The sequence below is a fragment of the Tengunoibacter tsumagoiensis genome (assembly GCF_003967535.1).
GTDB classification, from domain to species: Bacteria; Chloroflexota; Ktedonobacteria; order Ktedonobacterales; family Ktedonobacteraceae; genus Tengunoibacter; species Tengunoibacter tsumagoiensis.
Genome location: NZ_BIFR01000001.1, coordinates 2,573,623 through 2,595,594 on the forward strand (window position 1 = coordinate 2,573,623; position 21,972 = coordinate 2,595,594).

Sequence of the window (21,972 nt, forward strand, 5' to 3'; positions counted from 1 at the left end):
GTGTGAGTATTCCTGTCAGTTGCATATGAGCAAGCTGAGAAGAAGCCTCACATCTCCTTTCTTATTTGACCATAGTAACGATGTTGTGAGCAGTAAGTGTAAGATTTGCACCTATCCTGATCGTCGAATATCAGCCCTGCCGCAAGGAGGCACGCCATATCTCCAGGAGCACCCAGGGCTCACCGGAACTGCGGGGATCATAGATCTGTCCTACTTCTTGAAAGCCAGCTTTATGGAAGGCTCGTCGGGAAGGATGATTAGCCAGAGCCGTCTCCGCATAGACCCGGCTGAATTCGGTGAAGCTAAACAGATAGTGCACCAGGGTCGCGATAGCTTCTGGACCATAGCCCTGGCCCCAACGGGTCTTATCACCTAGTCCAAGGCCGACCTCAACCTGACCAAGGCGGAGGTCCACATTGAAGTAGGTAATCGTGCCGATAGGGGTATGCTGTTCATCCTCGATAATGAACCAGAATTGTCGCCCATTGCCATTGACATAGTTGCGTTCAAACGTGGGCATAAATTCGACCATAGTCTGCGAGTAGGGACGGTGTGGATCATAACGCCACACCTCATCATCACGTTCCCAATGAAAGACCAGTGAGGCATCATTGAACGTTGGGCGGCGCAACGTGACACGTCGCCCCTGGAGAAGGGGATTTTGTGCCTGATTAGTCTTATCATTTCGCTGTAATTCTGTCATAAAAGTCCTATTGCCTGCGCAAAACTGTGCCCAGCGGCAAGCGAGCCTACATCGAATGCCTGGGCCAGTGTCTGACCTAAATCAGCAAAGGTTGAGCGTATGCCGAGATCAACACCAGGTTGCACCTGAGGTCCATATGCCAATAATGGTACCATTTCGCGTGTATGGTCGGTACCACGATAGGTAGGGTCTACCCCATGATCCGCTGTAAAGAAGAGCGCATCTCCAGGTCTCAGAAGTCGTTGCACCTGTGGTAACCAGGCATCAACGTCGCGGAGCGCCTGAGCATAGCCTTCACTATCGCGTCGATGTCCCCATAACATATCAAATTCAACGAGATTGACGAAGAGCAGTCCATGAAAGTCTTGCTCCAGATAGCGGAGGGTCGCAGCCATGCCATCTTGATTGGTCTCGGTATGATCGCGCTGGGTAATGCTGCGGCCCGCAAAGAGATCCTCAATCTTCCCGATTGCAATGACATCTTTGCCAGCCTTTTGTAAAAGATCAAGCAGGGTTACTCCGGTTGGAGCCAGCGAGAAGTCGCGTCGATGTTCTGTACGTTTGAAATTGCCTGGCTCACCAATAAAGGGACGTGCAATCACACGGCCAACAGCATGTTCCCCTGTAAGCATGCCACGAGCGATCTCACATATATGATACAACTCTGGGAGAGGAATGATCTCCTGATGGGCAGCGATCTGGAAGACGCTATCGGCGGAGGTATAGAGAATGGGCCTGCCTGTGCGCACATGCTCTTCGCCGAGCTCTTTAATAATCTCTGTCCCTGAAGCAACTTTATTTCCGATCGTGCCCCGCCCGATGGCGTGTTCAAATGCTGAGACTACCTCTGCTGGAAAGCCATGAGGATAAGTGGGAAGAGCTCGCTGAAGGACGACCCCGCTCATCTCCCAGTGTCCTGTTGTGCTATCTTTCCCGGCAGCGGCAGAGGCCATGCGACCATATGCTCCAATCGCGTCCGAGCGGGGGGGCGTGCCAGAAATAGGGGTGATATTGCCCAGACCGATTGCGCCAAGATTGGGGAGCGCCAGTCCATGAATTGCTTGTGCACAGTGTTCAAGAGAGCTTGCGCCCTCATCGCCATAGAGTGCGGCATCAGGATTCTCGCCGGCCCCTACACCATCAAGTACGACCACAATTGCTCGTGTTAGCTTTGTCATTATCGGATCCTTGTCATCTCCAGGCGTGCTGGTTGCTGTAGGGGAGACCCAATCAGCGGCAGCGCATAGTCATAGAAAGCCTGAGTGACCATTGTCTTCTCTGCATTCAGATACGTATCTGGAAGCAAGCGTTGCACATTGGCCACAGCAGTGAGATCGGCCAGACCTGTGGTGCAGTGATACACGTCGTCAGGCTGGCGTAGTAACGTGACCATCTTATCGTTGGCTCCTTCGAGCAGAGCCTGTACTCCATTATAACCAACGCGGTAAGCTTCGTCGCGATCCGTAAGAGAGATATTGGCGGAGGCCATGCGCTGAAGATCGCCAGGCTTATCAAAGCGAGCTCGCAGCCCCAGTTCGCGCTTTACCAGATCGACCAGATATTGTGCGGCACCGCTTAAGAGCGGATGTTGGAAGGCATCTACTCCCGTCTGTCCCACAGCGCCCAGGGCCACCCCTTTTTCATCGCGGATCGTCTCTGCCGCCACAATAATAACATAGCCAATACGACGATAGATAGCTTCAATCTCGGTCAGAAAGCGCTCCTGTTGGAACGGTTGCTCCGGGAGGAGTAAGAGATGAGGGGGGTCGAGCTCACTCCGCTTCCCCAACGCTGCCGCAGCAGTTAACCAACCGGCGTCGCGCCCCATCGTTTCGATGACCTTGACAGGATAGTGCCAGGGGATGGATGTTGTATTGAGAGTTGAATCGATCGTAGCTTGAGCAATGAAGCGGGCTGCACTCCCATAACCGGGACAGTGATCGGTGAGCGGGAGATCATTATCAATGGTTTTAGGGACACTGAGAATGGAGAGCTCGTAGTGCTGCTGTTGAGCCGCCTGTGCCAGACGGTGAGCAGTATCGGCTGAATCGTTGCCGCCAATGTAGAGCATAAAGCGCACATTATAGCGACGCAATATATCAATCGTCCGTTCGAGGTCGTGATCTTTGAGTTTGTAGCGACAGGAGCCTAAAGCCGCTGAAGGAGTCTCGAGCAGTTGTGGCCAGAGCGAAGAGGGCTGTTGACGTAAGTCAAGTAGATCTTCCTTAAGCAGACCTTCGATGCCGTGGCGCATGCCATAGATCCCAGTGATATGCTTATCCGTTAACGCTGCCTGTACAGCTCCAACCAGGCTCGCATTAATAACGGCAGTGGCTCCACCAGACTGCCCAATAATCAGATTTCCAGATAGATATGGTGGCAATGAAGTTTACTCCCAAATAGTAATAGACAAAAGCATTGTCTTTCCCTGGGCCATTATAACAAGGCAGATGCAAAGCGTCGAGGGGTGAGGACTTCTCTATCAATGAATGAGTGAGTTTTACGAGAATTGGCGGTTGGCTGCGTATTTGAAATGTTCCTGGCTGTATGCTACTATAATACAGCACTGCTTGTCTCATTGTTAGTAAGGAAGGCCTTTTTGCTGAGGAAGCAAGAGGGTTATGTGAGGACAAGTCATATGAAACAGAAAATCATCCTCGATTGTGATCCTGGGCATGACGATGCACTGGCGATCCTTCTGGCAGCCCACCATCCTACCCTTGAGTTGCTGGCTATTACCACTGTAGCCGGGAATCAATCTGTGCTAAAGACATCACAGAATGCGCTTAAGGTCTGCTCGCTAGCGAATATTCGGACGGTACCTGTTGCAATGGGGATGGAGCGACCGTTATTGCGGCCAGCGCGCTTTGCCCCAGATATTCATGGAGAGAGCGGCCTGGATGGCCCTGTGCTCCCAGAGCCGACCGTCTCGCTGGCTTCTCAGCATGCAGTGGATCTGATGATTGAGCTGCTCCTCCAATCAGATGGAGATATTATCCTGGTGGCGACAGCTCCACTGACAAATATTGCCTACGCCATGCGCCGAGAGCCAGCGATTCTTCCCAAAATTCGGGGCGTTTCTTTAATGGGGGGAGCCATTGGCCTGGGAAATGTCACGCCCAGCGCAGAGTTTAATATCTGGGCTGATCCTGAGGCAGCCGCTATTGTCTTTGGTTGTGGGCGTCCCATTACGATGGTTCCATTAGAGGTCACCCACCAGGCTCTTGCAACCGAGGCTATTTTTGAGCGTTTACGCTCATCTCAGCGGATGGTCGCAACCTTTGCAGCCGACCTTCTCACCTTCTTTGCGGAATCGTATCGAACGGCATTTGGCTTTGTAGCACCACCAGTGCATGATCCTTGTGCCGTCGCTGCTGTGATTGATCCCATGTTGATTGCAACACAGCTGATGTCTGTCTGTATTGAGACCAGTGGAGAATGGAGTAGTGGACGAACCGTCTGTGATGTCTATGGAAAGCTTCAACAGCCAGCGAATGCATATGTGGGCCATACGCTAAAGGTTGATCGTTTTTGGGATCTATTTATCGACACGATCCTCACGTATGCTTAACATGGGCGTATACATATATTTTTGATCTCACAGGGCTGAAGGAAGGGACTAGATCTGATAATCCATCTCCCAGGCATCTGTCCCATTCCAGCCTTGTGAGAGTTCTTGATGTTCTTGCAGCGCCTTGCCTCCTTTAACCAGCAGTTCAGCCGGTTTGGAAGCGACGACAGAATTGGGGGGGACCGATTCGAGCAGGAGCGTCATGGCTCCAATGGTGCTTCCCTGTCCTACGGTAATGGGTCCTAAGATCGCTGCTCCCACTCCAATGGTGACGTTATCTTCAATAGTGGGATGGCGTTTCTGAAGTCGTCCAGGATGTCGTCGCCACCAGCCAGTTGCGCCCAGCGTGACCTGGTGGTAGAGCATCACATTATTGCCAATAATGGCTGTCTCTCCAATCACGATGCCAGCGCCATGGTCGATGAAGAAGCGTTTGCCAATCTGTGCCCCTGGATGAATCTCAATCCCTCCTGTCACCCAGCGTGCAAATTGAGAGATCAGACGAGGCAGGAAAGGAACATGCGCATTATAGAGCGCATGAGCAATGCGATGATAGATAATGGCCCAGAGGCTCTGATAGAGAAGCGCCTCAAAGATATTTTTGCAGGCCGGGTCCTTCTCAAAAATAACATCAATGTCGTCGGGCCAATGGGTGCGCCGACGAGGAACCCTACTGGGTGCAGCGATAAAAACACCCGGAGGAAGCTCTGGCAGCGTTGCGAGCTCTACATCAGATGCGTTTGTTTGCGTTGTATTTTCGTTGTGAATGGTCTCTTTTGAGATTTCTTGTGGTCCCTGTGTCATTCCAGATTGTGCATCCTTTTCTGTGGCTGGCCTGAGAATTTTTGTATCCTCTTCTGAAAATAAAGGTTCCATACAGGGTGGTGAAACCCTTTCAATGAACGTCTACTCTGGAAGTGTAGGACAGGCGTCTCTGCTTGTCAAGGGCTAGTTTGAGTTCCTTTCTGGCTCTTCACTTTCTGCCGGAAGTCAGACTCTTAGAGAGTTCTTGAGCAAGCAGATTGAGAGTTTGGTATACCCAAAAAAATTTGTAAAAAAGCTATTGACAAGCCGCAACACTTCCGTTATACTGTCGAAGTGTTGAGGGCAACCTCACAAAACAACATATGGTGACCGTAGCTCAATAGGCGGAGCTCCGGATTGTGGCTCCGGTGGTTGTGGGTTCGAGCCCCATCGGTCACCCTTCTGAAAAGCGGAATGGCTAACAAGCTGTTCCGTTTTTCTTTGTGCTTTGAGACGCATGCTCCTCTCTCTCAGTCTCCAGGTGCTCATTTTCGTCGCTTCTAAATATCCAATTTCTCAAGAAACAGCGTAACCTCTAGAATTTTCTATAGATTTCCTGTTGCCCTCTGCAATGTATCGCGTTATGATAGGACAGGGCTTGTTTCTGTTTGCCCAGGATCATTGTCTGGCCTGATTATGACCCACTTTCATTGGTGAGAGAGTCATCTCCATAGAATTGCGATAGAAATACTTTTAAGAACAGGGAAAAAAGCACATGCACCAATCTATTTCGTCACCGGTCCTCCCCAGAACAGATGCAGCGCGGTTTCTCCAGGCCTGTAAGCGTCAGGCTGTGGATGCGACGCCGGTCTGGTTAATGAGGCAGGCCGGTCGCTATATGAGCGAATATCGTGCTCTCCGCGAACGGTATGGTATTCTCGAAATTATCAAGACGCCGGAACTGGCCGCTGAGGTCACTTTACAGCCCATGCGTGCCTTCGATCTGGATGCGGCTATTATTTTTGCTGATATCCTGCCTCCTTTAGAAGGAATGGGCCTCCAGCTCTCCTTTGGGAAAGGTGAGGGGCCCATCATTCATAATCCTCTTCGTACTGCCGCTGATGTTGCTGCCTTACAGGTGCGGGCACCTCAGGAGAGTCTGGGGTTTACTCTGGAGGCTATTAAGCTGGTGCGCAAGGATTTAGGCGGGGTGCCATTGATTGGATTTAGTGGCGCTCCCTTTACGCTGGCCTCCTATGCGATTGAGGGAGGGGGAAGTCGGAATTACCTTTATACCAAAGGGATGATGTTCTCTGAGCCCACCGTCTGGCATAGTTTGATGGAGAAGCTCAGCGAAGTCGTTGGCCAGTATCTCCTGGCACAGGCGCAGGCAGGTGCTCAGGCCCTTCAGCTTTTTGATAGCTGGGTTGGAGCGCTCAGTCCGGCGGATTATCGCGAATATGTCCTGCCCTATAGCAAGCGTGCCATTGAGATTGCACGCCAGGGGAATGTCCCTCTGATTCACTTTGGAACCAATACCAGTGGTATGTTGGATCTGATTCAAGAGGCTGGTGGCGATGTCATCGGGGTTGATTGGCACATTGAGTTGAAACGTGCCTGGGAGTTGTTAGGAACGAATGTGGCGGTTCAGGGAAACCTTGATCCAGTCGTGCTTTTTGCACCCTGGCCAGAGGTAGAGAGGCGTGTCGCTGCATTGCTTGATCAGGTAGCAGGTCGTCCAGGCCATATTTTCAATCTTGGCCACGGTATCCTGCCAGGAACGCCAGTTGAAACGATTCGTCGTCTGGTCGATTTCGTTCATGAATATAGCTCAAAATAAGCGTTGCATGAAACAATGGTGGCGCAATGAGGTGTTAAGATGAATGATGACCTGTGCTCGCGAATGGAACAGGTGATTCTGACGCTCCAGGAGACCATCTGTCAACGTATTGAAGCGTTAGATCATAGGGCGCATTTTCGCGAGGATAATTGGCGGCGCGAAGAGGGCGGTTTTGGTATTAGTCGCGTGATGCAGGATGGTGAGATCTTTGAAAAGGCTGGTGTGAATATGTCCACAGTCTGGGGGCAACTTTCACACGAGGCGGCCCGTCAGGTACGTCTGGAACAGGCGGTTCTGGATGGGCAAAAGATTCCTTTTCGCGTCACGAGCATAAGCCTTGTGTTGCATCCGCATAATCCATTTGTGCCTACCTCACATGCACATTATCGCTATTTTGAATATGGTGAAGGTGAGCAGGCCGGGTATTATTTTGGTGGGAGCGTTGACCTGACTCCATGTTATCTGATAGAGGAAGACGTCGTTCATTTTCATCGTCTGCATAAAGCTGTCTGTGATCACTATGATCCAGCCTATTATCCACGTTTTAAGCAGGCCTGCGATGACTACTTCTACCTTCCACATCGAATGGAATATCGGGGAGTTGGCGGCCTTTTTCTGGGGAACCTCTCCTCTACCAATACTGAAGAGCTGTTTCGATTGGTTACAGAGTGTGCTCAGACATTCATACCCGCTTATTTCCCGCTGGTAGAGCGCCGTAAGGATCATCCTTTTTCCGAGGCTCAGAAGCGCTGGCAGCGTCAGCGTCGTGGACGTTACGTTGAGTTCAATCTTCTCTGCGATCGAGGGACGGCCTTTGGTCTCAAAACAGGAGGGCGTACCGAGAGTATCCTGATGACCCTGCCCCTATCGGCGGGCTGGGAGTATGATTATCATCCTGAGCCAGGGAGCGAAGAGGCTCAGATGGTAGAAATATTACGCCAACCGCGCGTATGGGTTTAAAAAGAGCCCCTTCTCTTGGAGAAGAGAAGGGCTCTTTTTTGATGAACTGTCAGGCTACCATTTGATGGCCTGTGTATAGAGCTGGATACCAACGCCATCGCGAGTATCTGACCAGATCGCGTGAACGATATCATCGGGACCTATCGCAAGTTGATCATAATCACCAAACCAGGTGCACCCAAAATTATTGGCGCAAGGATTGAAGGGTTGATCGCTAATTGCCTGCTGTTTTGAGAAAGTCTTGCCACCATCAATTGATTTCCCAACAAAGTATTCAAGCCTGGTATTGAGAGGATCATGGCGGCTATCATACCAGCCAACATAGACGAAGCCCTTTGATGAGACGGCAGGCCAGGGGTTAAAGTGATATTTTGTGCCGTTATTTGGATCGTTATTGATCTGGACTGGCTCTGCTGCGCTATTTGTAATGGTATTAATTTTGAGCAGGTAGATATCTGGTGTTGCTACAAGAGGGAGATTTCCGATCTGACTGGCAGAGACTGTACAGTAGGCCAGATCTTTATAGCCAGTGCAACTGGGAGCAACACTGGTATAACTTCCAAAGTACCAGTAGCTGGGGCTCTGGTTATACAGGAGTGTTGTGAGAGGCTGAATATTGGTGGTCCAATTGCCATTCTGAAGCGTTGACTCATATATATGGACAGTAGGGTAACTGGTGAAATCATCAAAAAAGATGTGTGGCGTCCCATGACTATCGATGACCATACTGCCGAATTCAGCTTGAGAGAAGACTCCACTCACCAGTTTGGGCGTTGAGAACGGCAGGCCAGCACCAGAAGATTGAGCAGCAAGGATGACAGAGGTATTAGGGGCAATCGTCAGGCCATCCTGGATGCAAGGTCCGTCTGGTTCATAGGGTCCACCCCCACTATTCTGAGCTTTTTTACTGCCAGCTGGAGTTGGAGTATCAGACGTAGTCGTTGGCGTATCGGTTGCGAGTTGTGGAACCCCACTACAAAAGTATGTATAGTAAACATAGATGCTATTTTTGTTCGGGCTCTTCGCACCATTATCAATGGTTATTGCGGGTTTCGTTAATTGCCCGGGACAATAAAAAACACCATTGCCATTTGTCTGTCCATTACAGGGAGCGTAGTCGACGGGTGTGGCAGAGGTATAGGTGTAGGTTCCATTATTATAGCCCTGGACCAGATCGATCTCGTTATCATAATTTGCGTAGCTGCCATCTGGCGTACTAATCGTATTCGAGGAGATACTGCTGAGGAAGCTATGACCATTACTATCAAAGGCAACTCCAGGATCGGTCTGAATCACATATTGGGAGTTGGTCGCCTGATCAATTCCTGGCGGGAGGGCATCATCACTCCATGAACGGCCACCCGTAGTCGAGATATGATAAAAACTGTGGCTATAATTTTCACGGGCATCGGTGGACATGACCAGATAATCCTGTCCATTGAGGGGATTGATAGCCGCCGCCACATCGACCTTGGCCCAGGGATTGAGATCTTGATTGACCTTCACATTGCTCTGGTGTTTGCTGGGAGCATGCGGTGGCTGCGAAATCTTCTGGCTATTTGTTTTAGCAACCTGTGAGCTCTGTTGCACATTTCCCTGAAAGGGCGCTTTATGATGGGCCGCAATCCTTTTGACCAACTCCTGGTAGGTCAGGGGTCTGGTGCCAGGCGAGGCCTGCCCTATCCCATGTTGGAGGCCCAGACTGCCAAGCATAAAGCTAATGACAAGAGCTGTGATCATAATCAAGCTCGCGATACCACGCCGATTGTTTATTTGAGTCATGAAAAAACCTCTCCTTTTCCACTTTACCACACTGTCCTGGAAACACTTTCTGACTCTGTGTGCGCTGTTGAGATAGCGGCACCCGCCGCACGAAGCATTCGAGCGACCGATGAAGTGCATAAAGTATGCCTCCACCCTTTTTAGAAGAATGAATCAAGTATTTCTCCTATAGAGAGATCGTATATTATAAAAGAATTTCTGTCAAATATAGCCTTTTGGATATTACTGAGCCTGTTAAACTCTCCCGCGTAATTCAATTATTGGTTCGTATTTAAAAATAAAAATTGACTATATTTTTTTTAGTATGGCTAAGACATTTTGTTATTTCTATGGAGTACGGGCCCATAGTATCCCTCGAAATAGCTTTATTTTTTGTATGCTGAGCGAAATGTTATCCCCTGATGCCTGGATAAATTGTTTGGCTTTTGCTATACTAAATATCGCATGATCCTTGCATGTGCATATATATATGATAGACAGAGGGGAGGCATAAAGTGCTATGTCTAGAGTCGGTCCGTTATCGAACCAGCGTTTAGCCAATAAATATATGCTTGAAGAGCTTCTGGGTATGGGCGCTTTTGGTTCTGTCTATCGTGCGCAGAATGAGCGTCTCCAGCGTACGCAAGCGATCAAGGTAGTCTCTGCACAGATGATGGGTGATCCAAAGTGGCATGAGCGATTTAATCGTGAAGCGCAGCTTTTAGCCTCCCTGGCTCATCCCAATATTGTGCCGGTGCATGATTTTGATATTGATAATGAGAAGAACCTTCTCTTTTTAGTGATGCCCTATATAGAAGGTGGAACACTAGAGGAGATTATCAAAGAGCGAGCGCCTCTGCCTCTTGAGGAGATTGAAGGCTATCTGGCACAGATCTGTGCGGCGCTGGATTATGCTCATACCAGCGGCCTGGTTCATCTTGATCTGAAGCCAGCCAACCTCCTTTTTCAACGTCATAGTTCGACGCTTTTGTTGTCTGATTTTGGGCTGGCTCACCTGATGAAAGAGGGTTCAATTGAAGGTGGTACAAGCCTTCATTTTGGGACATTGCAGTATATGGCACCAGAGCAGTTTCGGGGTCAGCCTCAGAGGAGCAGTGATATCTATGCCCTGGGGATTCTCCTCTTTCGCATGTTAACGGGACAGCTTCCCTACTCAGGGACTTCGCTTATTTTAGACCACTTGCAGGCTCCAATTCCCTCTGCGGTCGCACTCCGGCCAGATTTACCGGCTGAGATGGATCTTTTAATCTCCAAAGCTCTGGCAAAAGAGCCCACTGAACGTTTTTCTACAGCGGGCCTCCTTTTAAAGGTTTTTCGCCTTGCGCTCTCTCCTCCGCTTTCAGGACGGTTGGGAGGTGCGCCAAAAGGCTTTCAGATAGATATTACTTCAACAACGAAAGCGTTGCCAGTAGTTGAAGCGCTACAGCGAGAGGACCGCGAGCTGCATGTGCAAAGACAGACGCAGTCACAATCATTCAGACCCCCTTTGCAAGAGATTGCTCTATTGGTTCCAGAAATAACGGCGCTTGAACGTAGAGAGATCTTTCATAAAAAAGTGTATGGGTACTCGTCTTCCCTGTTCTGGATATTGCCATGTTTCTTTCTCTTTAGTCTCGGCCTGGTCTATGATACATATCGCTTCTCCTTCCTCTTTACGAGCGTTGCTCTTCTGCTGGCAGCCCTTTGCAGCTATATTCTGGCCTATCGCAAAAGCCTCTCTTTGCTCAATGTTTTTGCTAGCTTGTTTGTAAGCCTTGTACTCATCTATCCGTTCTCCGAGATAGGTTGGCACCTCTTACCAACCACACGTACTCATCCGCTCACAAGTACGATTATCTTGATGGGTACACGCGATCTGTTTACCAGTCGTCAGGTTGTATTTGGTCTGCTGGTGGGGGGGATCTGGTCCTGTATCAACTACTGGTGGTATTTTAGTTCTAACACGCGCCGCATCACATTGATTGCAGATGTAGGGATCATTTTGCTTGTAAGCGGAGTTATGGCTCTGCCAACGTGGCTCATGGTGGCATATCTTGCAACCATGCTTAATTGGGGATTTGGCTTTGGAGCGAGCTGGTATTGGAGTCTCGTCTATCTTGTTGTAGCTTTACTAGGCGGAACAGGGTTTGCAGATCTTCTTCATCTTTTATTTCGCTCAAACAGCATCGAGCATGGGGAGAGGTGAAAAAAATTTCTGGGCCCCTCGCCATAGCCACGTGGCGAGGAGCCGCCATAGAACAGGGAAGCTCTTTGTCGTTTAACGAGCGTGGCTATCGCGCCATTTGACGAGCTTCTCGACGGCTGCGAAATCCCACGGAGCGCCGATGCCTAAGATCAGGTGAGTGATCCCGGCCTCGACGATAGCATCGCGAGTCTGATCGCTATCATCTTTATTGGTGCCAGCTGTGCGTTCAATCTCGTTGGGATTGCGGCCAACCTCTTTACACCAGTTATCGAGCACCTCAAGCTTATGCTTGAGCTCCTCAGGATTGCCGAAGCCGTGCCACATATCCGCATATTGGGCGGTCAGGCGCAGCGTCTTTTTCTCACCACCACCACCGATCAGTATGGGAATTTTGTGCAGGGGTTTGGGCACATCGACTTCCCAGCGTTCTTTAATGATTGGGAGCGATTTCTCTAGAGCGGCCAGGCGGCTGCCTGCGGTGCCAAACTCATAGCCATATTCTTTATAGTCGCGTTCAAACCAGCCTGCCCCAATGCCCAACACCGCTCGGCCATTGCTGATGTGATCGAGCGTTTTCGCCATATTGGCCAAAAGAGCTGCATTGCGATAGGTATTGCAGGTGACCAGACAGCCAATCTGAGCGCGGGTGGTCAGCGTGGCCATGGCCGTGAGCAGGGTCCAGCCTTCAAAATGATTGCCCTGTGGGTCTCCATAGAGTGGGAAGAAATGATCCCAATTCCAGATACTATCGACACCAAGATCTTCAACTCGACGGACAGCATCAGCATACTCTTTGTAGCTGGTATGTTGAGGGTGGAGTTGAACACCGATGCGAAGTGGATACTGTTGTGTCACAAATGTACACCTTTCTGACTTACGTTGATTGGTAAGAGATCCTATCTCACTCCTTTGATTGTATGCACGTCTGTCGCTTTCCCGCAAGATGAGTTCATACGAACGAAGGAGATGAGAGCTAGCTCTTGACTAAGTACATAAAAATGTGTAAGATACGTGTATATATACATTGAGAGAATTCTGAGATAAAATACGCGTTTCTGTCAAGACGTTGCAACGATGGGATCGGCAAGGGATGCTTAAAGCCCACCGAACCGCAACGAATAGGCGTTATTATGCGCAAGAAGACCTCCTCTCGATCCTCCCCCAGGAAGCGAGGGTGAGACGGCGGATCATTGCCTAAAACAACTCCTGAGGAGCAATGCGTATTCACCCCGCTCAACGCGTTTGCGCTCAAACAAGCAGTTCAATGCTATTCGAGAGGAGATCAGAAGTTTGACATTCTATGTTGCTGTAATTGTTTATGAGTTTTCTTCGAACGCTCCGCAATATCAACCACTGTATCGGGAAGATTTTGTGCTTATCAAAGCATTTTCAGAAGAAGATGCTCAAATGAAAGCATTACAAAAAGCTAAGCTTGAAGAAACCTTTTATAACAATGAAAAAGGAGAGAAAATTAATATAATTTTAAAAAAAGTAGTTGATGTTCAGCCTATTTTAAGCGAAAATTTTGAAAATGGTACGGATATTTATACTCGCCACTTTTACAATTATCAAGCATATAATAGCTTTGAACTTTTGTCTTCAGAAGAAATTTAGTAGGTAAAATAATTTTAGTAGATCACACAGCACAGGAGCAATTTTACAGCTACCAAGAGTTGGCACAGATTCAGAGCAGCCAGCCTGCGTTCTGCAACAGGCTGGCTGCTCTGAGTCTGTAATGGAAGCAGGGCTGTTATTTGCTCTGCTGCTGCTTGCTATTCTGATCGATACTATCAAACTCTTCCTGGCTCAACTGTATGGTTGCTCCAAGAACATTCTCCTCAAGATGTTTGATAGAAGATGTGCCTGGAATGGGCAGGATCGTGGGGGAACGTTTCAGGAGCCAGGCTAACGCGATCTGGCTGGGCTGAGCATGATGCTTCTGAGCGATCTGTTCCAGGACACTGCCCGGACGAGCCAGATCGCCGGTTGCCAGTGGGAACCAGGGGATAAAACCAATGCCTTGGCGAGCACAGATATCGATCAGTTCCTCAGATTGGGCAACCGTCATATTCTCCGATTGGCGCTTCACCAGATTATAGTGGTTCTGGACCGTCACGATGGGGACAATCTTCTGTGCCTGTGCCAGTTGTTCAATCGTCACATTCGAGACGCCCACATGGCGAATCTTGCCCTGTTCTTTTAAGCGTGCCAGTTCGCCAATAGAATCCTCAAAAGGGACTTTAGGATCGGGGCGATGGAACTGGTAGATGTCAATCTGATCGACGCGCAGGCGTTTCAGACTCCCTTCGAGAGCCTCGCGAAGGTGTTCTGGCCTGCCATCTTGCGGCCACTGACCAGGGCCAGTGCGGAGTAAGCCGCCTTTCGTGGCAATAACGAGATCCTTAGGGTAGGGATAAAGAGCCTCAGCAATCAACTCTTCGCTCACGTTTGGCCCATAGGAATCTGCCGTATCAATGAGATTGATCCCTAGCTCCAGAACGCGTTTCAGAACAGCGAGAGACTCGTTTTTATGTGCAGGTGGTCCCCAAACTCCCTCGCCAGTGATGCGCATCGCACCATAGCCGAGACGATAGACATGCAGATCTCCTCCAAGAGTTAAGGTGCCACTGTCCGTTGCTGGTCTGTGTTGACGTGTTGACATGAACTTGTTCGCTTTCTAGTATCTGTATCCGTAGGTGAGTGTCTCACGAAGGATGGCCTTTACTAAGGTAAACTGTTTGCGTCACACAATAGATTCAAACCACTTCCTCGGAGGAGTGTATCACATAGAATGGCAGGCACGTCAAAGAGATGTTTTTTTTTCTGCTCTCATTCTGCTGATCCAGTCAGGCAATAGTGAGGCCTGGATGGTCACTACCCCGGGTTCTCTTCTCACGCGAAGCGGACTATAATAGGACTGTATTTGATTTGAAAGGACCACAAAATGACAACGAATCCTATCTATCTTCATCCTGTACGTTGGGGTATTTTGAGCTCGGCCAATATTGGGGTGCGGGCCGTTGCGCCAGCCATCCAGGCCTCACATAATGGGCGGTTACTGGCGGTTGGAAGCCGAGACCCCCGCCATGCCGCCGAATTGTATGCGTTTGCTCCCAATGTACGCATCTATGATGGGTATGAGCAGATTATTGCAGACCCTGATATCGAGGCCGTCTATATTCCCCTGCCCAATGCGCTTCATGCCGAATGGGCCATCAAAGCAATGGAAGCGGGGAAACATGTGTTATGTGAAAAACCTCTGGCCGTGACGGCAGAAGAGGGAGCTCAGATGGTTGCTGTAGCTCAAGAACAGAATGTCTTATTAATGGAAGCGTTTATGTACCGTTTTCATCCACAGATTATCTGGGTAGTAGAGCAGATACGGAAAGGATTGATTGGCGATATTCATCTGGTGCGTGCATCGTTCTCGTTTGATCTGCGCACCCATCCTGAAAATATTCGTCTCAATCCTGAGCTGGCCGGTGGCTCATTGATGGATGTTGGGTGTTATGCCGTCAATCTTTTCCGCGCCATTTACGAGCAGGCACCACAGTCAATTGCTGCCCGCGTCCATACCGTAAGCGCGACCAGCGTTGACTGGGCCACCAGCGCCATTCTTGATTATGGAGCAGGAAGGTTTGGCCTGCTCGATTCCAGTTTTTCGTTACCGATGCGTCAGGTTGCAGAGATCTTTGGCGAATCCGGCACCATCACCCTTCCCGTCCCCTTTACCCCAGGAAACTCTGATACCACTGTCTTCATCACCCGCAATGGACAGTTGAGTGAGCAGACCTTCTCGCGTGTCGATCAGTATCAACTGCAAGTTGAACATTTTGTAGATTGCATTCGAGCACAGAAAAGGCTAGAGAGCAGCCTCAATGAAAGCCTGGAGAACCTGGCCACCATCGAGGGGATCTACCAGGCAGCCGGACATGATTGGCCGATCTTCTAAAAGCCACTTTGAAACAAGAAAAAAAGAAAGGTCGTTTGGCGGGAACAAAAAAAGAGTGGTTAGCGTCTATCCTCTGAAAAGATATGGCACGTTGACGAGGTTGTCGCAAATGCCCGGCTGAAGAACCATTGAAGAAGTGGAACCAGCCTGAGCAATTGAAGGCGCTGGTCAGAGAACGGAAATTGTCTCACAAAGTGGATTGGCCTTAGGAGAAAAAGCCAATGATGGATGCAATTATTGGACGTTATCGGGCACGTGTAGAAGAGAGCGGATTAATTCTCCGTCATAGTTGTGGCATTAATTTCGATCTGTCTCCTGAGGAGACGCTTGGATTATTAGATTTCATCATGGCCTATCGCCAGACGCTCCTGTCCCTTCGCGAACGTGAGCCTGATGCATCGTTAGAGCGCATCGTGCTGGAATACGAAGAATCTTTGAAGAGCCTGCAAAGCTCAAAAGGATAAAAAATAAAGCTAGCTGGTCAGAATGTCTTTCCTTTCTTCATTCTGACAGGCGCTTCCCGCAGGAAGAATCGAGCACCTTCCTGCATTCTCTTTCTACGGTTTTCCGGACGTCTGTACGTCTGGGAAAGCATACAGGGCTATGACCTTGGAATCGGCACTTTACGAGCAACATATCTTGCTCGGGCCAGCAATGTTGGTGCCTGGCAGATGAAGTGCATTCCACAGAGTCATAGCCCTGTATGCTATGATAGGGTCCAGGGCCGGTTGAGCGCATTCGATAGGGCGCATGTATTGGCTCCCATAACGCCTCAACCAGATGGCGCTTCACTGAGATGCTCAGGCGATGGAAGGCAGAAAGAAGAGAGGTATCGGTTTTGTCAACGATAGAATTTGGGCTCATGTTACGTCAGAATGATCCAGGGCATCCCTTGAGTGAGGTGTTGCAATTTAATCGTCAGTGCATCGAAGCTGCAACGGCTGGTTTTACAACGCTCTGGCTTGAGGATCATTTACAAGTGAAAGAGACAGATGAGTTAGAGTGTCTTTCTACGCTCTGTTTTCTTGCGGGTCAGTATCCACAGTTTAACATTGGTTCGATGGTGCTCTCGCAATCGTATCGCAATCCAGCGCTTCTTGCGAAGATGGCTGCGACCCTGCAACATCTCTCTGGCGGGCGTTTTCTCCTGGGATTAGGTGCAGGCTGGAAAGAAGATGAATACCGCTCTTATAATTATCCCTTTCCCTCAACCAGGGTTCGGATGGAACAACTGGAAGAGGCGATTGAGATTCTGCGGGCGCTCTGGTCGAAGCCGCAACCAGTCACCTTTACCGGCCAGCATTATGCCATTCATGAGGCATATTGTGTACCGCAGCCTGTGCCCGCGATTCCGCTCTTAATTGGAGGGGGCGGCGAGCAAAAGACGCTCGCTATAGTCGCACGTCATGCCGATATGTGGAATTTTAATTCCTGTACCGTCGAAGAATATCAGCGCAAGCTTGATATTCTGAAGCAGCATTGTGCGAAGATTGGACGAAATCCAGACGAGATTCGGCTGACCTATTTAAGCACATTGAGCGTCTCAGAAGATCCTGCTCAGGTGAAGCGTCATCCACAAAAGCATTTTATTGCGGGGAATGCGGCTGAAGTTATTCAGGAGCTAGATCAATTTCGCGCTATTGGTGTGACCCATTTTCTCTTTCGTATTCTGGATAGTGCCTCTCTTACCCATTTTGTGGCTCACGTCGTCCCCCATTTTGCCTGATTCGTTGGAGAGCAGCGCGGAAATGCGCTGGCGCGGCCAGCCAGTTGGCAGAGATGGGCCTGTGTAATCTTCCATGTATCGGGTTGTTTGCGCAGAATACCACGCCAGAGGTAGATATTCCTCTGCTTATTTGCAGCTTCAACGCTCAGTGAGACGACTACTACGATCGTTCCATTGGCTTGTAACTGGCTCTCTTTGAATGTCAGTGTCTGTTGTCTGATATCCTGATAACCTTTTGTGAAGTGAGCCAGTCCATGGATCGATTGCTGGAATTGTGGCGATAAAAGCTCAAAGGCGGCCTGATAATCTTTCTGGTTGAGGTTCTTATAGTAGCGTTGGACCACTTTTTTTGCCTGTTCGGTCTCAGCAGGCGTAGAAGGAACTGCCACCAGAGAGAGAGGCGTGTCAGAGGAGCCATGAAGGCCAAGGAAAATAGCTAGCATCACTATGAGAAGAAGGCCGCAGAGAAGCCACATGCTAAAAGGCGTAGCTGAACTTTTTTGTGGTGTCTCTCGGCTACTGGCAGGAGTCAAAGGATTATCAGCCAGGGGAAATGTGGAATGAGGCGGCGTATAAGGTATAGAGGGCGTCTCCAGTATGCGGCCTGTATTCTCAAAGAGCGTTATCTGACATGACCAGCTAAGCGCATGTTTCAGGGCCTGTACCAGCGCTCCGGCGCTTGGATAGCGCTCCTCTCGCTCTTTCGCAGTTGCCTTCTGTAAAACAATATCCACATCGTTAGAAAAGAGCGGATTCAAGCGATGAAGAGAAGGAATCGGTTGTTGTACCTGCTGACTCAAGAGGGCAAATGTGTTTTCTCCCTGGAAAGGGAGCTCACCACTCAGCATCTGGAAGAGAATAATTCCAAGGGCATAGATATCCGAGCGCTGATCGGCAGGTTTCCCATAGATGATCTCTGGTGCCATATAGAGAGGTGTCCCCAGGAGCATGCCAGCAGGTGTCAGCGTGTGGGAGAGCGGTTCATGGTGCTGTATGAGGCGGGCAATGCCAAAATCGGCCAGAACTAAGCGGCCATCCGGATAGAGCAGAAAATTGCTTGGTTTGAGATCTCGATGAATGACTCCCTGTGAGTGAGCATAATCCAGAGCTGCGGCTGCTTGTTCAATATAGATCAGCGTCTGCTGGATGCTCAACTTTTTCTGTTGCTCGAGCATTTGAGCGAGCGTACCACCAGGAATATACGGCATGATCAGATAAGCCAGCTGATCCTGTTGGCCATACGTAAAAATAGGAACGATGTTGACATGTTCTAAGCGAGCGATAATATTTGCTTCATGTTGAAAGCGAGCCAGAAAAGAAGCCCGGTCGAGATCCTGAGTCAATAGATGAGGAAGAAGAATTTTGACGGCCACATAGCGTTCGGGAAAGTGCTGCCTGGCCAGATAGACACAGCTCATCCCGCCACGCCCAATCAGCATTTCGAGTGTGCATGTCCCCAACACCATCCCTACCAGCTCACTTGAATTTACTGGCATACCTTCATTATCTCCATGCGAAAAATGCTTTTTGTCTGTTACATGACGCCTTTTTTATAGAAGTAAGTATACGTAATTATGCAGCATAATTCAAGATAATACTCTATTTTACGATAAAAAATTCTCTTTGTTTGCAAAAAAAGTAGTCGGATCTTAAGAGCGATGACAGACGATAAGAGGGCGTATTTATGATGAAGAGAGGCTAAAAATAGTTTTAACTGTGTAACTGCCTATGTCTGGTATAGAGAGACCAGTTGACTCATTTTCCAATTTTCCAATTTCCCCTTGACATGTATTCTTGCTAGCTCTTACACTTTACTTGTAGATGTGTGATTTTATACTGAAGTATACACATCTATAATCGAAATTCTTTTTCTGATTGTGTAGGAGTAGCGTCATCTGTCTAGCCTGGGGGGATCAACAGACGTATGTTTTGGAATAACAAGAAATCGTCCCTGGATAACGCAACCCGCGTTCCTGTTACTTCCTCCTCGCGATCACCTCTTGAACCGATTAATGGTATACAGCTCCCTTTTCCTTCTCACTTGCCTGTTGATCTACCAGCAGATGAGACATATGCTTCATGTTTTCCTCTGGAAGCCTCGGAGATCGGCATTGGGAGCCATAGAGATAATCAGATTGTCCTGGATCACCCGGCTGTCTCTGGATATCATGCGCGATTAGTGCGGCACGAGCAAGGCTATCGTATCGTCACACTGGATCAGACCTTGCTTTATGTCAATGTTGTGCCAGCCACAGACCGTTTTCTGCAACCAGGTGATGAGATAGGGATAGGCCCCTATCGTTTATTCTACGATGGCCAGCAATTAACCTCCCAGCGGGCCGCGATTCAGATCGATGCATCCCATTTGAAGGAGACGACCAAAGATCAGGTTGTCCTGTTGAACGATATATCGCTCTCGCTGCCTGCCTGTTCGTTTGTGGCTCTGGTTGGTAGTTCAGGGACGGGAAAATCCACCCTGCTGAATGCGCTCAGCGGGCTTCGACCAGTGCAAAGTGGGCAGATTTTTTATGATCGAGAGGAATACGCTGGTCGGCGTTCAGCCTTAAAGATAGGCTATGTTCCACAGGACGATATTGTGCACAAAGATCTTTCGGTGGAGCGTGCACTCTACTATGCCGCCAGATTGCGGCTTCCTTGCTCATATCATTCAACACAACTCTGGGAACGGATTGACGAGGTATTAACAGACGTTGAGCTTCAAGATCAGCGCCATCTCCGTATCCAGAAGCTCTCCGGGGGGCAGAGAAAGCGCGTCTCAATGGCTCTAGAGCTTCTCGATAAACCCGGAGCATTTTTCCTTGATGAGCCGACATCGGGGCTTGATCCTGGACTTGATTATCGTATGATGCATCTCCTGCGTAGATTGGCGAATAAAGGGCAAACGATTATTCTAGTGACCCATGCGACGAGTAATATCATGCTCTGTGATTACGTGTGTTTTCTCGCAACTGGTGGACGAATGGTGTACTTTGGTCCGCCGCAGCAGGCTCTGACCTACTTTGGTGTTCATTCCTTTGCTGAAATCTATAGTCTGCTTGAAGAGGATGGGAGCCAGCCTCTGCAAGCAGAGTTAGCTGAGAAGCGGTTTCGTTCCTCATCATTCTATCAGACATATATTTTACAGCCCCTTGCCCTTCATCGCAAAGAAGCACAGCTATTGGAGGCTCAACGTGGACCAATGGGAACAGCTAAGTGTACTGGTTGGCAACAATGGAAGGTGCTGACGCTGCGCTATCTTGAACTGCTAAAAAACGATGTTGGGAATATGCTGCTTCTGTTTTTGCAGGCTCCTGTGATTGCGATCTTGATCGCACTTCTCATTCGTTGTGAAGTTGGGAGCAGCACTTTTGCTCCTCAGACGATCGTGCAATGTCCGACCACAGCGGCGGTGCTGACGACACAGGGTCTGCCCGATCTTCCAGTTGCGGCGAGCCATATCGTCTCAACGAACTGTGCACGTGTAGAACACTTTCTTCTCAAACATCCTCCGGGTCAGCAGTATGCAGCGAAACGAGGTGGTGTTCGTGCGGCTCTCCAAGATTTTATTCAGGCGGGTTCAGGGAAAGATGCCGAGAAAGTGCTTTTCATTCTCGGTTTTACCGCCGTCCTTTTTGGCTGTGTTAATGCGATTCGTGAGATCGTCAAGGAGCGTGCGATCTATCGTCGTGAGCGAGCTGTGAACCTTCGCATCCTGCCCTATATGTTTTCGAAGCTGGTCGTGCTAACTACCTTATGCCTGATCCAGAGCGCCGTCCTGGTTGTGCTCGTCAACCTCGTGGCACCATTTCAGCAAGGTGTCTTTCTGCCCGCGCCCCTGGAAGTGTATATGACGATTGTACTGACCTCTTTAGCTGGTCTGACGCTAGGCCTGGCTGTGTCAGCTCTTGCCCCAACGGCTGATCGTGCTCTCAGTTGTCTGCCCATTCTGTTAATTCCACAGGTTATCTTTTCAGGAAGTGTCTTCCCATTTACTGATTGGTATACACAACTGTTTGCTCTGTGTTTTGCTGAGCGCTGGGCTGTGGGTGCTCTGGGAAGTAGCCTTGGATTACATAGTGACAAGTTGGGTGGAGATGCTTTATTCCAGCATTGGAGTATCTATCGAGGGGTCCTTTTTTCGCCCTTTTCCCATCAAAGCGCCGTGTTAAATCTGCTCTTCATGTGGGGAGTGTTAACCGGCATGATCCTTGTTTTTACTATTGCAATAGGGCTGTTTCTGCGCCTTAAAGATCGCTCTTTCTAAGACAGATATGCTTGCCGTAAAGAGGATGAAGCTTCTCCTTGAGAGAAGGCTCATCCTCTTGTGTTGTTTATACCCTGCATCCTGACCACCTTTTTCATGAAAAACACTGCTTAAGAAAAAACCTGGCTGCTTTGATATCTGGCATAGTTACCAAAATCCTTCTCTAAAGCCTTCCATAGTAAGCAAGCTGCCATAAATCATTTTTATCATAAAATTGAGAAAAAAGGAGGTATAAAATTGAAAAT

General features: G+C 49.2%; 17 protein-coding genes, 1 tRNA gene and 1 pseudogene. 11 read left to right on the forward strand and 8 right to left on the reverse strand.

Annotated features, from left to right (window positions below):
• Nucleotides 1-130: 130 nt before the first annotated feature.
• From EL628_RS10110 to EL628_RS10120, 3 genes are read right to left on the reverse strand one after another with little or no spacing between them, the layout of a single operon-like run.
• Nucleotides 131-703, reverse strand: a complete 573-nt coding sequence (locus tag EL628_RS10110; RefSeq protein WP_126579827.1) for a GNAT family N-acetyltransferase — start codon at nt 701-703, stop codon at nt 131-133.
• Complete coding sequence (locus EL628_RS10115) at nt 700-1,881, reverse strand: phosphopentomutase (RefSeq protein ID WP_126579828.1); 1,182 nt, start codon at nt 1,879-1,881, stop codon at nt 700-702. The genes EL628_RS10110 and EL628_RS10115 overlap by 4 nt, the downstream gene beginning before the upstream one ends.
• Complete coding sequence (locus EL628_RS10120; RefSeq protein WP_126579829.1) at nt 1,881-3,086, reverse strand: diphosphate--fructose-6-phosphate 1-phosphotransferase; 1,206 nt, start codon at nt 3,084-3,086, stop codon at nt 1,881-1,883. The genes EL628_RS10115 and EL628_RS10120 overlap by 1 nt, the downstream gene beginning before the upstream one ends.
• Before the next feature lie 255 nt (nt 3,087-3,341).
• Between EL628_RS10120 and EL628_RS10125 the strand changes: the two genes are divergently transcribed.
• Nucleotides 3,342-4,274, forward strand: a complete 933-nt coding sequence (locus EL628_RS10125) for a nucleoside hydrolase (RefSeq protein ID WP_126579830.1) — start codon at nt 3,342-3,344, stop codon at nt 4,272-4,274.
• Nucleotides 4,275-4,322: 48 nt separating this feature from the next.
• On the opposite strand, the gene epsC is transcribed toward EL628_RS10125, so the two are convergent.
• Nucleotides 4,323-5,078 (reverse strand): serine O-acetyltransferase EpsC, encoded by a 756-nt coding sequence (gene epsC, locus EL628_RS10130; protein ID WP_126581920.1) that lies wholly within the window; start codon nt 5,076-5,078, stop codon nt 4,323-4,325.
• Nucleotides 5,079-5,404: 326 nt separating this feature from the next.
• On the opposite strand from epsC, the gene EL628_RS10135 reads away from it, so the two are divergent.
• From EL628_RS10135 to hemF, 3 genes are all read left to right on the forward strand, one after another.
• Nucleotides 5,405-5,477, forward strand: a tRNA-His gene (locus tag EL628_RS10135).
• A gap of 316 nt (nt 5,478-5,793) precedes the next feature.
• Entirely contained in the window at nt 5,794-6,858 is a 1,065-nt protein-coding gene (hemE, locus tag EL628_RS10140; protein WP_126579831.1) for a uroporphyrinogen decarboxylase, read from the forward strand.
• A gap of 39 nt (nt 6,859-6,897) precedes the next feature.
• Complete coding sequence (gene hemF, locus EL628_RS10145; protein ID WP_126579832.1) at nt 6,898-7,818, forward strand: oxygen-dependent coproporphyrinogen oxidase; 921 nt, start codon at nt 6,898-6,900, stop codon at nt 7,816-7,818.
• Between the two features lie 54 nt (nt 7,819-7,872).
• Here hemF and EL628_RS10150 read toward each other — a convergent pair whose 3' ends face one another.
• Nucleotides 7,873-9,600, reverse strand: coding sequence for a hypothetical protein (locus EL628_RS10150; RefSeq protein ID WP_126579833.1), 1,728 nt, complete (start codon nt 9,598-9,600; stop codon nt 7,873-7,875).
• A gap of 499 nt (nt 9,601-10,099) precedes the next feature.
• Here EL628_RS10150 and EL628_RS10155 point away from each other — a divergent pair, with 499 nt between their 5' ends.
• A complete protein-coding gene (locus EL628_RS10155) occupies nt 10,100-11,785 on the forward strand; it encodes a serine/threonine-protein kinase (RefSeq protein WP_126579834.1) in 1,686 nt (561 codons plus the stop codon).
• Nucleotides 11,786-11,857: 72 nt separating this feature from the next.
• Here EL628_RS10155 and EL628_RS10160 read toward each other — a convergent pair whose 3' ends face one another.
• A complete protein-coding gene (locus tag EL628_RS10160; RefSeq protein ID WP_126579835.1) occupies nt 11,858-12,640 on the reverse strand; it encodes an LLM class F420-dependent oxidoreductase in 783 nt (260 codons plus the stop codon).
• A gap of 190 nt (nt 12,641-12,830) precedes the next feature.
• Here EL628_RS10160 and EL628_RS31205 point away from each other — a divergent pair.
• A pseudogene (locus EL628_RS31205) lies at nt 12,831-12,927 on the forward strand (MerR family DNA-binding transcriptional regulator); the annotation flags it as partial.
• Between the two features lie 148 nt (nt 12,928-13,075).
• On the forward strand, nt 13,076-13,399 hold the full coding sequence (locus EL628_RS10170) for a DUF4288 domain-containing protein (RefSeq protein ID WP_218028894.1): 324 nt from the start codon (nt 13,076-13,078) through the stop codon (nt 13,397-13,399).
• 136 nt (nt 13,400-13,535) lie between these two features.
• On the opposite strand, the gene EL628_RS10175 is transcribed toward EL628_RS10170, so the two are convergent.
• Entirely contained in the window at nt 13,536-14,447 is a 912-nt protein-coding gene (locus tag EL628_RS10175; protein WP_126579836.1) for an aldo/keto reductase, read from the reverse strand.
• A gap of 282 nt (nt 14,448-14,729) precedes the next feature.
• On the opposite strand from EL628_RS10175, the gene EL628_RS10180 reads away from it, so the two are divergent.
• From EL628_RS10180 to EL628_RS10190, 3 genes are all read left to right on the forward strand, one after another.
• The gene (locus EL628_RS10180) at nt 14,730-15,737 is read left to right on the forward strand and encodes a Gfo/Idh/MocA family protein (protein WP_126579837.1); all 1,008 of its coding nucleotides are present in this window, start codon (nt 14,730-14,732) and stop codon (nt 15,735-15,737) included.
• A gap of 221 nt (nt 15,738-15,958) precedes the next feature.
• Nucleotides 15,959-16,201: a hypothetical protein gene (locus EL628_RS10185; RefSeq protein WP_126579838.1), complete on the forward strand. Its 243-nt coding sequence runs from the start codon at nt 15,959-15,961 to the stop codon at nt 16,199-16,201.
• Between the two features lie 374 nt (nt 16,202-16,575).
• Nucleotides 16,576-17,463 (forward strand): LLM class flavin-dependent oxidoreductase, encoded by an 888-nt coding sequence (locus EL628_RS10190; RefSeq protein ID WP_161975399.1) that lies wholly within the window; start codon nt 16,576-16,578, stop codon nt 17,461-17,463.
• On the opposite strand, the gene EL628_RS10195 is transcribed toward EL628_RS10190, so the two are convergent.
• Nucleotides 17,439-18,959 (reverse strand): serine/threonine-protein kinase, encoded by a 1,521-nt coding sequence (locus tag EL628_RS10195; protein WP_126579840.1) that lies wholly within the window; start codon nt 18,957-18,959, stop codon nt 17,439-17,441. The two genes, EL628_RS10190 and EL628_RS10195, sit on opposite strands and share 25 nt — an antisense overlap.
• Before the next feature lie 428 nt (nt 18,960-19,387).
• Here EL628_RS10195 and EL628_RS10200 point away from each other — a divergent pair, with 428 nt between their 5' ends.
• Nucleotides 19,388-21,727 carry an ATP-binding cassette domain-containing protein gene (locus EL628_RS10200; protein WP_126579841.1) on the forward strand — a complete coding sequence of 780 codons (2,340 nt, stop codon included), beginning with the start codon at nt 19,388-19,390 and terminating at the stop codon, nt 21,725-21,727.
• Nucleotides 21,728-21,972: the final 245 nt, after the last annotated feature.

Bases quoted from the DNA above. Each gene is read 5' to 3' on its own strand.
- EL628_RS10110 (WP_126579827.1), bottom strand. From the start codon at position 703: ATGACAGAATTACAGCGAAATGATAAGACTAATCAGGCACAAAATCCC.
- EL628_RS10115 (WP_126579828.1), bottom strand. From the start codon at position 1,881: ATGACAAAGCTAACACGAGCAATTGTGGTCGTACTTGATGGTGTAGGG.
- EL628_RS10125 (WP_126579830.1), top strand. From the start codon at position 3,342: ATGAAACAGAAAATCATCCTCGATTGTGATCCTGGGCATGACGATGCA.
- epsC (WP_126581920.1), bottom strand. From the start codon at position 5,078: ATGACACAGGGACCACAAGAAATCTCAAAAGAGACCATTCACAACGAA.
- hemE (WP_126579831.1), top strand. From the start codon at position 5,794: ATGCACCAATCTATTTCGTCACCGGTCCTCCCCAGAACAGATGCAGCG.
- hemF (WP_126579832.1), top strand. From the start codon at position 6,898: ATGAATGATGACCTGTGCTCGCGAATGGAACAGGTGATTCTGACGCTC.
- EL628_RS10150 (WP_126579833.1), bottom strand. From the start codon at position 9,600: ATGACTCAAATAAACAATCGGCGTGGTATCGCGAGCTTGATTATGATC.
- EL628_RS10155 (WP_126579834.1), top strand. From the start codon at position 10,100: ATGTCTAGAGTCGGTCCGTTATCGAACCAGCGTTTAGCCAATAAATAT.
- EL628_RS10175 (WP_126579836.1), bottom strand. From the start codon at position 14,447: ATGTCAACACGTCAACACAGACCAGCAACGGACAGTGGCACCTTAACT.
- EL628_RS10180 (WP_126579837.1), top strand. From the start codon at position 14,730: ATGACAACGAATCCTATCTATCTTCATCCTGTACGTTGGGGTATTTTG.
- EL628_RS10185 (WP_126579838.1), top strand. From the start codon at position 15,959: ATGATGGATGCAATTATTGGACGTTATCGGGCACGTGTAGAAGAGAGC.
- EL628_RS10195 (WP_126579840.1), bottom strand. From the start codon at position 18,959: ATGCCAGTAAATTCAAGTGAGCTGGTAGGGATGGTGTTGGGGACATGC.
- EL628_RS10200 (WP_126579841.1), top strand. From the start codon at position 19,388: ATGTTTTGGAATAACAAGAAATCGTCCCTGGATAACGCAACCCGCGTT.